This window comes from Solimonas fluminis (assembly GCF_002930645.1).
Lineage (GTDB): Bacteria > Pseudomonadota > Gammaproteobacteria > Nevskiales > Nevskiaceae > Solimonas_A > Solimonas_A fluminis.
The window spans coordinates 33,605-47,796 of record NZ_PSNW01000018.1 but is presented as its reverse complement, the minus strand read 5'-3'; the positions used below and the strand labels follow the sequence as shown (position 1 = coordinate 47,796).

Here is a 14,192-nt window from a genome sequence, read left to right as displayed (position 1 = left end):
CGCCGCCCCTGTCAGCCGTATCTTGAAGCCGTCTCCACCGGAGCCGCGTCATGCGCATCAGCCCGACCGTCCTGAGTCTCGCCCTGGCCCGCCAGCTCTCCGGACCGCTGCGCTACACCGACGACTATTCGCCGCAGGTGCTGGAACTGGTCTGGCGCCGCACCGGCCTGCGCCAGCGTGACCTCGCCCTGGCCCTGGGAGACTTCTGCGAGCGCGGATGGCTCAAGCCATACCGGCGCGAAGGCCGCGAGCGCTATCACCTGACCATCGAAGGCGGCATCCAGCTGCACGGACAGCGCGAGCCCTACTGGAAGCACTGGCGCGAGGATTGGCTGCTGCAGCGGCTGCGCCAGCGCCGCCGCGATCCGCAGGCGGTCGGACCTGTACAGCGGCGCGCCGGGGACCTGGCGCCCGCCTGAGGCTACTCCCGGATGTCGCGCAGCCCGCGCCAGGCGATCAGCCAGGCCAGCAACGCCACGCCCGTCGATACCAGCCACAGCAGGTCCGGATGCAGGACCTCCCACAGCAGGCCGCTGCCGAAGCCGCCGATGGCCCCGCCGACGCCGTAGCTGAGGCCGGTGTAGATCGCCTGTCCGCGCCCCTGCATCGCCCCCGGGAAGAGCTGCTGGATCAGGCTCACGGCGGCGAAATGGTAGAGCGCGAAGCTCACCGCGTGCAGCGCCTGCACCGCGGTCATCCAGGGCATGTTGTCGATGAAGGTCATCTGCAGGAACCAGCGCAGCGCCGTGCCGGCCAGGGCCCAGAGCATCATGCTGCGCAGGCTCCAGAAGCGGCGCAGGCGGTGCATGACGAAGAAGATGCCGACCTCCGCCACCACGCCGAAGGCCCACAGGAAGCCGATCTCGAACTTGTTGTAGCCGTGGTCCTTCAGCCAGATGCTGAAGAAGTTGTAGTAGGGGCCGAAGCTCATCTGCGACAGCAGGCAGGCCACCAGCAGGGCGATGACCTCCGGCCGGCGCATCACGCCCATCACCGATTCCGCCGCGCCGGAACGCGGCCCGATGGGCGCCTCGGGGATGCGCAGCCCGGTCAGCCAGCACAGCGCGAACAGGCCGGCGACGGTCAGCGGCATCCAGCCCACGCCGATGCGCTCGAACAGCGGCCCCATCGCCATCACGGTAACGACGAATCCGATGGAGCCCCACAGGCGGATGCGGCCGTAGCGGTCGGCATTGGCGCCGAGGTGGTTGAAGGTCACCACCTCGAACTGCGGCATGGTGCCGTTGTTGAACATGCCGTAGACGAAGAAGCACAGCGCCAGCAAGGCGAACCCCGGCGCGAGCTGCGCCGCAGCGAAGGCCAGCAAACCCATGCCCAGGGTGATGCGGATGGCCGCCATGCGGCGGGCGTCACGGTCGGCGTACTGCCCCCAGAGATAGGGCGAGACGATGCGGGTCAGCGCCATCAGGCCGCCGATGGCGCCGATCTGCGCCGGCGTGCAGCCCCGCTCCTGCAGGAACAGGCCGGTGAAGGGCATCAGCGTGCCGATCGCGGCGAAGTACCAGAAGTAGAAGCCTGCCAGCCGCTTGGCCGGGACGTGCGCGCTCATGGCAGGAGGGGATGCATGGGGGCGGCATTGTACGCCGCCCCCGGGGACGACAGGCTCACCCCGTTGCGGCAGCCCTGGCGGCCGCGACCAGGTCGCCCAGTCCGCGCGATTCGGCCAGGCCGGCGAGCTTGCGGACCAGTTCCGGCCGCTGGCCGGCGATGCGCCGCACCGTGTCCGCCAGCGCCGCACGGCCCTCGGTGGGAATCGCCCGGGCCACCTCGAACAAGGGCTCCCAGAGACCCGCCTGGTCCACTTCCTCGGCAAAGCGCTCCTGCAGCTCGGCGGGCATCGCGGCGGCGATGGTGGCCATCCAGGAGCGCTCCTCGGGGCTGAACTGATCGACCAGGCCCAGCAGCTTCGGCACCAGGTGGGCCTGTTCGGCGGCCCGGAACAGCCGCAGCAGCTTCTGCGGGTCGGCGGCGCGAGCCGTCTGCGCCATCTCGCCCTCGGTCATGCCGGCCACCAGCGGCAGCATCAGGCGCCAGAGGTTGTCCTCCTCCGCGGTGCGGAACAGGCTCTGGAGCACCTGCGGATCGGCCAGCGCATCCAGGTGCACCAGGCGCGATTGCTTCTCCGGGCTCATCTGCGCGATCACCGGCAGGATCGAACCCCAGAGATCCTGCTCCTGGCTGCGCTGCAGCAGCCGCGTCAGCGCGGCATCGCCTTCGTCCGCCATCATGTCGCCGAGCTTGCGCATCATGCCGCCATCGGCATAGGCCATCAGCGACAGGGCCTCGGCCCACAGGTTCTTGCCCTCGTCCTGCGCCAGCTTGAGGAAGCGCGGAAAACGCTCGTCGGGCACCATGCGCATCAGCTTGGGCACCTGGTCCTTGGCCTCGATGAACAGACCGATGCGCAGCAGGTGCTCTTCGTCCGTGATCGCCGCCATCACCCGGCGGATGGCCTCGTCGGTGAGGTAGCCGACGAACAGGCCCATGGTGATGTACTCGCGGCGGCGGATCAGCTCCATCGCCACGTCGCGCACGATCTCCACCGGCATCTGGCGGATGATGTCGCCCACGCGGCGCGGGTCCAGCTCCAGCGTCACGTCGGCCAGGAACGGAATCTCCATGCGCTGCGCGATCTCCACCGCGCGGTCCGTCGGCATCTCGCCGGCGATGCGCGCGATGAACACCGGCGCGAAGGCCTTCTGGCCGATGAAGGCCGTCAGCTTGCCAGGCAGCAGCTTGGTGGTGGCCGCCAGCTTCTGGAACAGCGAGCGGCCGCGGTTGAACAGGTACTCGTGCGTGGTTTCGCGCAGGTGGCGGATATCGGTGGCCGGTGTGTGGCTGAGGAATTCCAGCTGCTCGGGCTTCAGGCCCAGCACGCGGGAGAGCTTGATGATCTCGGCGCGGATTTCGAGGGTGGACATGGCTACGCGACCAGCGTGGAGGGGCCCCACGTCAGTGGGGATCTTGGCGTCGGGAGTCGGAGCAGTAATGAGGCGCCCCGGAAATCAGCAGAGATCAGCATGGGTAGTCGCCTCATTACTTGATCCCCAGCACTTTCTTGACCGGGCCGCGCAGCAGCATCGGGATATGGCCCAGCGCATCCTCGATGGCCTTGGCCAGCGCCTCGCGCTGGCGCTGCTGGGTCTGCGCCACGGCATTGGACAGCAGGTCGATCTGCGCGGGCGGCAGGCTGGCCAGGGCCTGGAACTCGGAGGACGGCCGGCCCAGCGATTCGGCCAGGCGCTGCAATGAGGCTTCAGAGGACATGGTTCTCCTGCGATCTTGTTCTGGCAATGCGCGGGATCATGCCATCGGCCCGCAAATCCCGGCCTTGGCGCTGCGGACAGGGGTGGCGGCGCAGGCGCCAGTACCCCCTGCGAACCGTTCACATCGAGTAGCGCGGCGGAGCGGCGCGTATCGAGATGCCGCAGTGATTGGCCTCGATACGCACGCGAGGCTACTCGGCACGAACGGACAGGGGAATCAGCCCGGAATCCGCGGCGTCGCCGGCACCACGTCCGCATTCTGCGCGCGGTGCCTGAGATAGTGGTCCATCAGCACCAGCGCCAGCATCGCCTCGGCGATGGGCGTCGCGCGCAGGCCCACGCAGGGGTCGTGGCGGCCGGTGGTGCGCATGTCCACGGCATTGCCGTCCTGGTCGATCGACTTGCCCGGCGTGGTGATGCTCGACGTGGGCTTGATGGCGTAGCGCGCGTAGATGGTCTGGCCGGTGGAGATGCCGCCGGCGACGCCGCCGGAATGGTTGGCGAGGAAGCCCTGCGGCGTCATCTCGTCGCGGTGCTCGGTGCCGCGCATGCCGGCCACGCGCATGCCGTCACCGATCTCCACGCCCTTGACGGCGTTGATCGACATCAGCGCGAAGGCGATGTCGGCGTCCAGGCGGTCGTAGACCGGCTCGCCCAGGCCCGGCGGCACGCCGGTGGCTTCCACGTAGAGCTTGGCGCCGATGGAGTCGCCCTCGCCGCGCAAGCCTTCCACCAGCGTTTCCAGCTGGGGAATCTTGCCGGGGTCGGCGCAGAAGAAGGGGTTGTCGTACACCGCGGACCAGTCGCGGATCTCGCAGTGGATGTCGCCCACCTGCTCGGTGCAGCCGCGGACCTGGATGCCCAGGCGCTGCTTCAGGTATTTCTTGGCGATGGCGCCGGCGGCCACGCGAACGGCGGTCTCGCGCGCCGAGGAGCGCCCGCCGCCGCGGTGGTCGCGGATGCCGTACTTCTGGATGTAGGCGTAGTCCGCATGGTTGGGGCGGAACACCTGCTGGATCTTGGCGTAGTCGTAGGAGCGCTGGTCGGTGTTGCGGATCAGCAGCGCGATCGGCGTGCCGGTGGTCTTGCCCTCGAACACGCCGGACAGGATCTCGACCTTGTCCTCTTCCTTGCGCTGTGTGACGAACTTGCTGGTGCCGGGCTTGCGGCGGTCCAGTTCCGGCTGGATGTCGGCCTCGCTCAGCTCCAGGCCCGGCGGGCAGCCGTCGACCACGCAGCCGATGCCGGCGCCATGGCTCTCGCCGAAGGAGGTCACGCAGAACAGCTTGCCGAAGGTATTTCCAGACATGTTCTTGTCTTAAAGATGCTCGATCAGGTCTTCACGCGAGATGATGAACACGCCGTCGCCGCCGCGTTCGAACTCCACCCAGGTCACCGGCAGGCGCGGCCAGCGCGCCTCGAACTCGGGCACGCTGCCGCCGACCTCGCAGACCAGCCAGCCGCCCTCGACCAGGCGCGAGGGTGCCTCGGCCAGGATGCGCGCCACCAGGTCCATGCCGTCCTTGCCGGCGGCCAGGGCCATGCGCGGTTCCTGGTGGAACTCCTCGGGCAGGGCCTTCCACTCGGCGACGGGCACATAGGGCGGATTGCTGACGATCAGGTCGTAGCGCATCTCGCCCAGGCCGCTGAACAGGTCGGACTTCAGCGCACGCACCTGCTCCCCGCAGTCATGCCGCTCGATGTTGGCCTTGCACACGGCCAGCGCACCGGGCGACAGCTCGGCCAGGTCCACCTGGGCGTCCGGGAAGGCGTGGGCGCAGGCGATGCCGATGCAGCCGCTGCCGGCGCAGAGGTCCAGGATGGTCTGCGGTTCCTGCTGCAGCCAGGGCGCGAAGCGGCGCTCGATCAGTTCGCCGATCGGCGAGCGCGGCACCAGCACGCGCTCGTCCACCGTGAACGGCAGGCCGCAGAACTGGATTTCGCCGATCAGGTAGGCCGCCGGCTGGCGGGTCTTGATGCGCTGCTGCAGCAGCTTGAGGACGGCGGCTCGCTCGGCGTCGGTCACCACGGCTTCCAGGTACACCGTCGGCAGGTCCGCCGGCAGGTGCAGGGCATGGAGCACCAGGTGGAACGCCTCGTCCAGCGCGTTGTCCGTACCGTGCCCGAAGTACAGGCCGTTCGCCTTGAACTGGCTCGCCCCCCAACGCACGAGGTCGCGCACGCTGCGCAGCACGGAAGTCTGGGTGGACGGGGAAGGCATGGGCGGCGGGCTGTGGGATAATCCGGGAAAGTCGCGAATTATACGCGCCGCGTCCTCATAACACCCTGAAATCATGGCCAACGCCCATAAATCCGTCCTGTACGGCATGATCGCCGCCCTCGCCGCCGTGCTGGGCGTGGTGGTCGCCGTGACCCTCTCCCAGCCCCGCGGCACGGCCGAACTGCAGTCCGGCACCCTGCTGCCGCAGCCGCGCGCCCTGCCCGCCTTCACCCTGACCGACCAGGACGGCCAGCCCTTCACGGCCGCCAGCCTGGCCGGCCGCTGGACCTTGCTGTTCCCCGGCTTCACCTACTGCCCGGACGTCTGCCCCACCACCCTGGCCCTGCTCAAGCAGGTCAAGGCCGGCCTCGGCCCCGAGCAGCCGCTGCACGTGGTATTCCTGTCGGTGGATCCGGAGCGCGATACCCCGGCACGGCTGAAGAGCTACATCGCCCAGTTCGACCCGGCCTTCGTCGGCGTCACCGTGGGCGAGCCGCAGCTGGCCGACGTCACCCGCGCGCTCGGCATCGCCTACGCCAAGGTGCCGGGCGCCTCGCCGGAGAGCTACCAGATGGATCACTCGGCCTCGATGATCCTGCTCAATCCGCAGGGCCAGATCGTCGCCTACCTGACGCCTCCCTTCGAGGCGGGCAGGCTGGTGGCCGACCTCAAGCCCCTGGTGGCCCCCTGATGCGTACCGTCCTTCTGGCCCTGCTGCCGCTGCTGGCCCTGGCCGCCTGCCGGCAGCCGCCGGGCGAGCTGCGGCTCGGCGATGCCTGGATCCGCGAGGCGCCGTCCGAAGGCCCCATGGCCGGCTATGTGCGCATCGACAACGGCCTGCCCGAGGCCCTGCGCTGCGACGGCGCCACCAGCCCGGACTTCGGCGCCATCGAGATCCACCGCAGCGCGCTGGAAAACGGCATGTCGCGCATGCTGCGCGACCAGGTCGTCGAGGTGCCCGCGCGCGGCCAAGCCCTGCTGCAACCCGGCGACTATCACCTGATGCTGTTCCGCCCGCAGCGCGCGCTGAAGGCCGGCGACCACGCCACCATCACCCTGCTGTGCGGCACCCGGCACGCCAGCGCCGAATTCACCATCCGAGCCCCCTGATGAAACTCCGCGGCAAACCCCACACCGACGCCAGCCATGGCGACCTGCTGTTCGCCCGCCTGCAGCTGATCCTGCCGACGCGCTTCCTGTCCTGGCTGATCTACCTGGTGACGCGCATCGAGCAGCGCACCTTCAAGAACCTCTTCATCCGCCAGTTCATGAAGCTGTACCGCATCAACCTGACCGAGGCGCAGCACGTCCAGGCCGAGAACTACGCCAGCTTCAACGACTTCTTCACGCGCGCCCTCAAGTCCGGCGCCCGCGTGCTGGACCCGGATGCACAGACGCTGCTGAGCCCGGTGGACGGCACGGTCAGCCAGGCCGGCGACATCCCGGACGGCCGCATCTTCCAGGCCAAGGGCCACGAGTACAGCGCCGCCGAGCTGCTCGGCAGCGAGGAACTGGCCGCGCCCTTCAACGGCGGCAAGTTCACCACCATCTACCTGGCACCGTACAACTACCACCGCATCCACATGCCGCTGGCCGGCACGCTGCGCCATTGGGTCTATGTCCCCGGACGGCTGTTCAGCGTCAACCCGGCCACCGCCCGCGCCATGCCGGGGGTCTTCGCCCGCAACGAACGCGTCTGCGCCGTGTTCGATACCGAACGCGGCCCCTTCGCCCTGGTCATGGTCGGCGCGCTGTTCGTCGGCTCCATGGAGACGGTCTGGGCCGGCCGCATCAGCCCGCCGCACAAGCGCTCCGGCATCGAGCACTTCCACCCAATCCACCCGGTGACGCTGGATCGCGGGGCCGAAATGGGACGCTTCAACATGGGCTCCACAGTGATCCTGCTGACCCCTCCGGGCATGCTGGACTGGCAACCGGTCATGGCGCCGGGCAATCCCCTGCGCATGGGTCAGCGCATCGCCCGGTTCAGGGCCTGATCCGGAGTCCGGCCCGGGGGCTGAACCAAAGCACGCGGGCCGCGTCCAAGCGGCTACACTGCCGTCATCGCCCTGGCAACGCCGCCGCATGAAGAAAACGCTCCTGAGCTGCCTCACCGCCGCCGCCCTCCTGGCGGCCGCCGCCACGCAGGCCGAATCGCCGGCGGCGCTGGACCTGCCGCAGATCGGCGAGCCGGCGGACAATGCGCTTTCGCCCTCGGAGGAGAAGGCCCTGGGCGGCCGGGTGGTGGCGCAGCTCTACGGCGCCAACTACATGCTGGAAGACCCGGAGCTGAAGGACTACATCTCGACGCTCGGCTGGCGGTTGGCCTCGGCCAGCCAGACGAAGCCGCCGAACCTGACGTTCTTCATGATCCGCGACCCGCGCATCAACGCCTTCGCCCTGCCCGGCGGCTACATCGGCGTCAATGCCGGCCTGATGCTCGCCGCCAGCAACGAAAGCGAGGTGGCCGGCGTGCTGGGCCACGAACTGGCCCACGTCACCCAGCGTCACATCGCGCGCACCCAGGAAGACACGCAGGCCGCGACCGTCGCAACCTGGCTGGCGGTGATCGCCGCCATCATCGCCGGCTCCGCCGATCCCGACGTGGTGGTGGGCGCGCTCTCGGTCGGCCAGGCGATGAACTACCAGCGCCAGGTCAACTACACCCGTGCGCATGAACTCGAGGCCGACCGCATCGGCATCCAGACCATGGCGCGCGCCGGCTTCGACCCGGCCGGCATGTCCGGCTTCTTCTCCAAGCTGGAGCAGCAGACCCGCCTCTACGGCAGCGGCCTGCCGGAGATACTGCGCACCCATCCGCTGACCACCAACCGTATCGCCGAGGCGCGCAGCCGCGCCGCGGAGATGCCCAGGGTCTCGCTGAAGGAATCGATCGAGTTCGGCCTGATGCAGGCCCGCGCCCGCGTGCTCTCCGCCGAGCGCCCCAGCGAGGCAATGGATCACTACAGCAACGAGCTGGCCGCCGGCCATGACACGCCGACCAACCGCTACGGCCTGGCGCTGGCGCTGTCGGTGCAGGGCCAGGCCGACAGCGCCGCCGGCGTGCTCGCGCCGCTGCTGGAGAAGTACCCGCGCCATGTGACGCTGAACCTGCTGCAGGCGCGCATCCTGGCGCTGCAGCAGAAGAACGACGCCGCGCTGGCCGTGCTGTCGCGCACCACGCAGCTCTATCCGCGCTATGCCCCGGCGCTGCTGGAGTACGCCGACACCCTGATGGCCGCCGGCAAGCCTGCCGAGGCACGCCAGCTGCTGATCACGCGCGAACAGACCCTGGGCACGCAGCTGGAAACCTACAACCTGCTGGCGCAGGCCGCGCGCGAGCTCGACAACCTGCCCGAGGCCTCCTACCAGACCGGCGTCTACCTGTTCCTGCGCGGCGACGCCGGCAACGCCATCGCCCAGCTCGACGCCGGCCTGCGCCTGCCCGACCTGACGCCGCAGGAACGTGCGCGCCTGGCCGCCAAGCGACAGGAAGTGCGCGACACGCTGCCGGAGAACTGGCGGCCGCCGCGCGAGCAACGCGACCGGATGTAAAAAAACGGACCTCCAGGGTCCGTTTCTTCCTTCAGCGGGGTGCTTTCTTCAGCAACCCCGCCGTCAGCATCCAGTCGTAGCAATCCTTGAGCATGGCGTCCATCTGCTGCGGCTTGTAGCCCAGCTCGTTCTGCGCCTTGCGGCTGCTGCAGTAGATGTTCTGCGACAGCAGCACCACCGTCTCGGCGGTGATCTCCGGCTCGCGCCGGAACAGCGGGGCAAAGACCTCTTCCAGCTTGGCGTAGCCGTGCATCAGCCGCGGGTGCAGCGGGTAGAAGCGGCGGCGCAGGCCCATCACCCGGCTCACGTCCCGCGCCAGCCCCAGGTAGCTCGACTGCGCCCCGCCCAGCAGGTAGTTCTGCGCCACCGCGCCGCGCTCCGCCGCGGCCACGTGGGCGCGGGCCACCTCGCGGGCATGGCAGAAGCTGCCGCCGCCGGCGGGCACGCCCGGCAGCCGGCCCTGCTGGATCAGGCGGAACATGCGCGACCAGTTGGCGGTGTCGTAGCGGCCCAGGATGTTGGAGGGATTGATCATCACCGCCTGCAGCCCGTTGGCGATGCCCTTGTGCACCTCGCGCTCCGCCAGCGCCTTGCTGCGGATGTAGTTGACCGGCGCGGCGCTGCCGCGGGTGGGCGTGTCCTCGGTGACGATGCCGCCGTGCAGGCCGTAGGCCACCACGCTGGAGGTATGCACGAAGCGCTTGGCGCCGGATTCCAGCGAGGCGCGCACCATGTTGCGGGTGCCGCGGACATTCACCTTGATCTGCTCGGCATGCGAGCGCGACCACAGGCTGGTATTGCCGGCCACGTGGAAGACGCAGTCCACGTGCCGCGGCACGAGGCCCTTGAGCGTGCGGGAATCGGTGACGTCGCCGCAGACACGCTCGATCTGCGGGTAGCGCTGCAGGGGCGAGATGTCGGACTGGCTCCGATGCATGGCAATGACGTCCCAGCCCTGGTCGATCAGTTCCTCGACCAGGTTCAGCCCGACAAAGCCCGTCGCGCCCGTGACGAATGCCGTCCTTGCCACCCGCTCTCCTCCGCGCCTTTGCGGCGACTATGATCGCCCAACGGTGACAGAAGTAAGACGCAGAGTCAAAAACGCCCGTTTTATTAGCAGGATACGGAAGTTACTTCGCGTGAAGAACCGGCGTTGAAACCGTCACTCGCCGAAATCCTGAAGAGGCCGTCGCGAGCAAGGCCGAGGTTGCGGCCGCGACGCACAGCCGTACAGAAGTACGGCGAGCATCGCGGATGCAAGATCGGCCCGCACGGCAGGCCTATTCAGGATTTCAGGACGTCGTCGATGGGGGTGGTGGTCGCCCACTGCTTGCAGCTGGGGCATTGCCAGAACAGCTGGCGCGGGCTGAAGCCGCAGTGGCTGCAACGGTAGCGCGGCGTGGTTTCCATCAGCTTGCGGATGGCGCTGCGCAGGCTCGCGGCCGGCTTGTCCAGGCCCGCGGCAACCACGCCCGGCTGGTGCTCCAGCACCTCCAGGAATTCCGCCAGCACGGCGCGCCCGGGGCGCGTCTCCAGGCCCTGCGCCAGGTAGTCCGCCACCTCCAGGCCCTCCTGGCGCATCAGGTGTGCCTCGGCCAGGATCGGCAGGCTGCTGGGCGACATCTCCTTGGCGTCCTGCAGGAACAGCAGGTAGGCCTCCGCGTCGCCGGTCTTCTCGGCGCAGCGGCGCAGCGGTTCGATCACCTCCGGCAGGAAGCGGGGATCGCGCTCGAAGGCCAGGCGATAGTGCTTGGCGGCCTCCGCTCCCTCGCCCGCTGCCTCCTGCAGCGCGCCAAGCAGCAGCTGCGCCCGGATGCAGGACGGATCCTCGCTCGCGGCACGTTCGGCCAGGTCCAGTGCCGCCGCGGCATCCTTGCGGGCCCGTGCCTCTTCGGCCAGCTCGCAATAGTACTGCGCGATCACCTCGCGCTTGGACTCGCCCTTGGCGGACTCGATGCGCCGCGAGATCCGGATCGCCTGCTCCCAGTCACGACCCTGCTCGTAGATCGTGCGCACCAGCTCCAGCGACGGCACGGTGTACTGACCCTCCGCTGCCAGCGCCAGCGAGATTTCCTCGGCGCGGTCCATGAGGCCGGCCTTGTGGTAGTCCTGGGCCAGCTCGAAGCGGGCCTGGTTGCGCAGTTCCGGCGGCAGGTTGGGCCGCGCCAGCAGGTCCTCGTGGATGTGCAGCGCCCGGTCCACCTCGCCGCGCTTGCGGAACAGGTTGCCCAGCGTCAGGTGCATCTCGGCCGCGGAGCTGTCCATCTCGGCGGCCTCGCTCAGCGCCGCCAGCGTCTCGTCCGGGTTGTCGCTGACCAGGTGCGTCACCAGGCCGCCGAGCTTCTCCGGCGTGATCGCCCGTCCCTGGTGCGGGTAGCCGCGCGACAGGGCCCAGCCGAGGGCGAATCCCAGCGGCAGCAGCAGCCAGGAGAACAGGGCATCGATCACGTCAGGGAACCTTGGGCGGAGCGGCCAGCGGTGCGGCGGGGCTGGCAGGCGGCGCCGACAGGGCGCGCAGGTTGCGCAGCTCGGTCTCGCTGTCGCGCAGCTGCTTGCGCAGGCGGCGGATCTCGGCCTTGAGCCCGAACACGCGCAGGAAGCTCGCCCCCAGCGTCAGCAGCGCCACCAGCACGAACTCGGCGATCAGCAGCGCGATCAGCGGCAGCTCGACCATGCCGAACAGGTAGTTGAACTCGACCTTCTGGCTGTTGAAGAAGCCGATGGTGGTGCCAAGCACGAACACCGGCAGGATCACCACGAAGAAGAACAGCGAGGCCGGCGGCTTGAACGCCACGATCAGCCCTGGCCGTCGGCGGCCGCCTGGGCGGCCTTCGCCGCAGCCGCCGCGGCTTCAGCCTCGGCCTGCGCATTGGCGTTGACGCGCTCGCGCATCTCCTTGCCCGGCTTGAAGTGCGGCACGCGCTTCGGCGGGATCTCCACCGGCTCGCCGGTCTTGGGATTGCGCCCGACGCGCGCCGGCCGGTGATGCAGGGCAAAGCTGCCGAAGCCACGGATTTCCACGCGGTCATCCTTGGCCAGCGCCATGCTGATCTGGTCCAGCACCAGTTTGACCGCCAGCTCCACATCCTTCTGCATCAGGTGGGTCTGCTTGGAAGCCAGCCGCTCGATCAGTTCGGATTTGGTCATAGGGCTCATGGATTCGTTCTAATTGATTGAACCTTATAGAAAAAAAACAGGGCATGCAAGAGTCCCGTTTCCACTCCCCTCTCCCGCCCCGCTGGAGAGGGGCCGGGTGGGAGGTTTCGTGGAGCCCGCCGGCATCGGCAGGCCGCGGGAGCCGCGGAAGGCCTCGCCCATCGCTCCGCCGCCCTGCGCAGAGAGCGGTTCGGGACAGGCCCCGTGCCAAAAAGAAAAGGGGCCGCATGGCGGCCCCTTTTCCGGGTGCTGCGAGGGACAGCTTAGCGGTCGTTGCCGCCGCCGATCTGTTCCTTGAGCAGGTCGCCCAGGCTGGTGCGGCCGGTGCTGGCGTTGCGGCTGCCGTACTCCGCCATGACCTCCTGCTCTTCCTGGATTTCCTTCTCGCGGACGGACAGCTGCACGATGCGGTTCTTGCGATCCACGCCGACGAAGCGCGATTCCAGCGTGTCGCCTTCCTTGAGCACCTTGGTCGCGTCCTCGACGCGCTCGCGGGCCAGGTCGTTGGCACGGATGTAGCCCTCGACGCCGTTGCCCAGGTCGATGAAGGCGCCGCGCGCGTCGACCGTCTTCACCAGGCCCTTGACGACGGTGCCCTTCGGGGTGTCGGCGATGAACTGCGACAGCGGATCCTGCTGGACCTGCTTGACGCCCAGCGAGATGCGCTCGCGGGCCGCGTCGATGGCCAGAACCACGGCATCCAGCTCCTGGCCCTTCTGGTAGCGGCGCACGGCGGTTTCGCCGGCTTCGTTCCAGTCGAGGTCGGAGAGGTGCACCAGGCCGTCGATGCCGCCGTCCAGGCCGATGAAGATGCCGAAGTCGGTGATCGACTTGATGGCACCGCGCACGCGGTCGCCCTTCTGGTGGTTCTGGGCGAACTCTTCCCAGGGGTTCGGGCGGCACTGCTTCATGCCCAGCGAGATGCGGCGGCGCTCGCCGTCGATGTCGAGGATCATGACCTCGACCTCGTCGCCGACCTGCACGACCTTGCCCGGGTTGACGTTCTTGTTGGTCCAGTCCATCTCGGACACGTGGACCAGGCCCTCGACGCCCGGCTCGATCTCGACGAACGAACCGTAGTCGGTGATGTTGGTGACCTTGCCGAACAGGCGGGTCTTCTCGGGGTAGCGACGCTCGATGTCCATCCACGGATCGGCGCCCAGCTGCTTGAGGCCGAGGCTGACGCGGCGACGCTCGCGGTCGTACTTGAGGACCTTGACTTCGATTTCCTGGCCGACGGTGACGACTTCGGCCGGATCCTTGACGCGCTTCCACGTCATGTCGGTGATGTGCAGCAGGCCGTCGATGCCGCCGAGGTCGACGAACGCGCCGTACTCGACCAGGTTCTTGACCACGCCGCGGAGGACCACGCCTTCCTGCAGGTTGGCCAGGAGGGTGTCACGCTCGGCGCTGTACTCGGCCTCGAGCACTTCGCGGCGCGAGACGACGACGTTGTTGCGCAGCTTGTCGAGCTTGATGACCTTGAACTCGAGCGGCTTGCCCTCGAGGTAGGAGGTGTCGCGCACCGGGCGGACATCCACCAGCGAACCGGGGAGGAAGGCGCGCACGGTGCCGATGTCGACCGTGAAACCGCCCTTGACCTTGCCCGTGATGATGCCGATGACGGTTTCCTTGCCCTCGAAGGCCTTCGCCAGGCGCTCCCAGGTCTTGATCCGCTCGGCCTTCTCCTTGGAGAACTTCGTCTCGCCGAAGCCGTCCTCGACGGTCTCCAGCGCCACTTCCACGTCATCGCCGGCCGCGACCTTGATCTCGCCGTCGATCATGAATTCCTGGATGGGGATCACGCCTTCGGACTTGAGGCCCGCGTCGACGATCACGACATCCGGCTTAACAGCCAGCACCTTGGCATTGACGATGGTGCCCGACTGCATGGACTGGCCGCCCTTGAGGCTGGCCTCGAACAACTCAGCAAAACTTTCGCTCATTACAAAACACTCGGTTGGAGGTTGAAC

At 68.4% G+C, this 14,192-nt stretch carries 15 protein-coding genes; 5 read left to right on the top strand and 10 right to left on the bottom strand.

Features of this window, described 5'->3' with window-relative positions; genetic code table 11:
* Positions 1 to 50: 50 nt before the first annotated feature.
* Positions 51 to 419 carry a hypothetical protein gene (locus C3942_RS21185; protein WP_104232369.1) on the top strand — a complete coding sequence of 123 codons (369 nt, stop codon included), beginning with the start codon at positions 51 to 53 and terminating at the stop codon, positions 417 to 419.
* A gap of 2 nt (positions 420 to 421) precedes the next feature.
* On the opposite strand, the gene C3942_RS21180 is transcribed toward C3942_RS21185, so the two are convergent.
* From C3942_RS21180 to prmB, 5 genes are all read right to left on the bottom strand, one after another.
* Positions 422 to 1,570: an MFS transporter gene (locus tag C3942_RS21180; protein WP_104232368.1), complete on the bottom strand. Its 1,149-nt coding sequence runs from the start codon at positions 1,568 to 1,570 to the stop codon at positions 422 to 424.
* A gap of 55 nt (positions 1,571 to 1,625) precedes the next feature.
* Complete coding sequence (locus tag C3942_RS21175; RefSeq protein WP_104232367.1) at positions 1,626 to 2,942, bottom strand: hypothetical protein; 1,317 nt, start codon at positions 2,940 to 2,942, stop codon at positions 1,626 to 1,628.
* 115 nt (positions 2,943 to 3,057) lie between these two features.
* Positions 3,058 to 3,288, bottom strand: a complete 231-nt coding sequence (locus C3942_RS21170) for a hypothetical protein (protein WP_133164390.1) — start codon at positions 3,286 to 3,288, stop codon at positions 3,058 to 3,060.
* Positions 3,289 to 3,504: 216 nt separating this feature from the next.
* Positions 3,505 to 4,596, bottom strand: a complete 1,092-nt coding sequence (gene aroC / locus C3942_RS21165; protein ID WP_104232365.1) for a chorismate synthase — start codon at positions 4,594 to 4,596, stop codon at positions 3,505 to 3,507.
* Positions 4,597 to 4,605: 9 nt separating this feature from the next.
* Complete coding sequence (gene prmB / locus C3942_RS21160) at positions 4,606 to 5,508, bottom strand: 50S ribosomal protein L3 N(5)-glutamine methyltransferase (RefSeq protein WP_104232364.1); 903 nt, start codon at positions 5,506 to 5,508, stop codon at positions 4,606 to 4,608.
* Positions 5,509 to 5,581: 73 nt separating this feature from the next.
* Between prmB and C3942_RS21155 the strand changes: the two genes are divergently transcribed.
* From C3942_RS21155 to C3942_RS21140, 4 genes are all read left to right on the top strand, one after another.
* A complete protein-coding gene (locus tag C3942_RS21155; RefSeq protein ID WP_104232363.1) occupies positions 5,582 to 6,199 on the top strand; it encodes an SCO family protein in 618 nt (205 codons plus the stop codon).
* Entirely contained in the window at positions 6,199 to 6,618 is a 420-nt protein-coding gene (locus C3942_RS21150; protein ID WP_104232362.1) for a copper chaperone PCu(A)C, read from the top strand. Before C3942_RS21155 ends, C3942_RS21150 begins: the two co-directional genes overlap by 1 nt.
* Entirely contained in the window at positions 6,618 to 7,505 is an 888-nt protein-coding gene (gene asd, locus C3942_RS21145) for an archaetidylserine decarboxylase (RefSeq protein ID WP_104232361.1), read from the top strand. The genes C3942_RS21150 and asd overlap by 1 nt, the downstream gene beginning before the upstream one ends.
* Positions 7,506 to 7,593: 88 nt before the next feature.
* Entirely contained in the window at positions 7,594 to 9,063 is a 1,470-nt protein-coding gene (locus C3942_RS21140) for a M48 family metalloprotease (RefSeq protein ID WP_104232360.1), read from the top strand.
* A 31-nt stretch (positions 9,064 to 9,094) separates the two neighbouring features.
* Here C3942_RS21140 and C3942_RS21135 read toward each other — a convergent pair whose 3' ends face one another.
* From C3942_RS21135 to rpsA, 5 genes are all read right to left on the bottom strand, one after another.
* Positions 9,095 to 10,093: an NAD-dependent epimerase/dehydratase family protein gene (locus tag C3942_RS21135; RefSeq protein ID WP_104232359.1), complete on the bottom strand. Its 999-nt coding sequence runs from the start codon at positions 10,091 to 10,093 to the stop codon at positions 9,095 to 9,097.
* 254 nt (positions 10,094 to 10,347) lie between these two features.
* Positions 10,348 to 11,511, bottom strand: a complete 1,164-nt coding sequence (locus C3942_RS21130) for a hypothetical protein (protein ID WP_104232358.1) — start codon at positions 11,509 to 11,511, stop codon at positions 10,348 to 10,350.
* 1 nt (position 11,512) lies between these two features.
* On the bottom strand, positions 11,513 to 11,857 hold the full coding sequence (locus tag C3942_RS21125) for a LapA family protein (RefSeq protein ID WP_243393702.1): 345 nt from the start codon (positions 11,855 to 11,857) through the stop codon (positions 11,513 to 11,515).
* Positions 11,858 to 11,859: 2 nt separating this feature from the next.
* Positions 11,860 to 12,210: an integration host factor subunit beta gene (locus C3942_RS21120; RefSeq protein WP_104232357.1), complete on the bottom strand. Its 351-nt coding sequence runs from the start codon at positions 12,208 to 12,210 to the stop codon at positions 11,860 to 11,862.
* Positions 12,211 to 12,482: 272 nt separating this feature from the next.
* Entirely contained in the window at positions 12,483 to 14,165 is a 1,683-nt protein-coding gene (gene rpsA, locus C3942_RS21115; protein WP_104232356.1) for a 30S ribosomal protein S1, read from the bottom strand.
* Between the last annotated feature and the right edge of the window lie 27 nt (positions 14,166 to 14,192).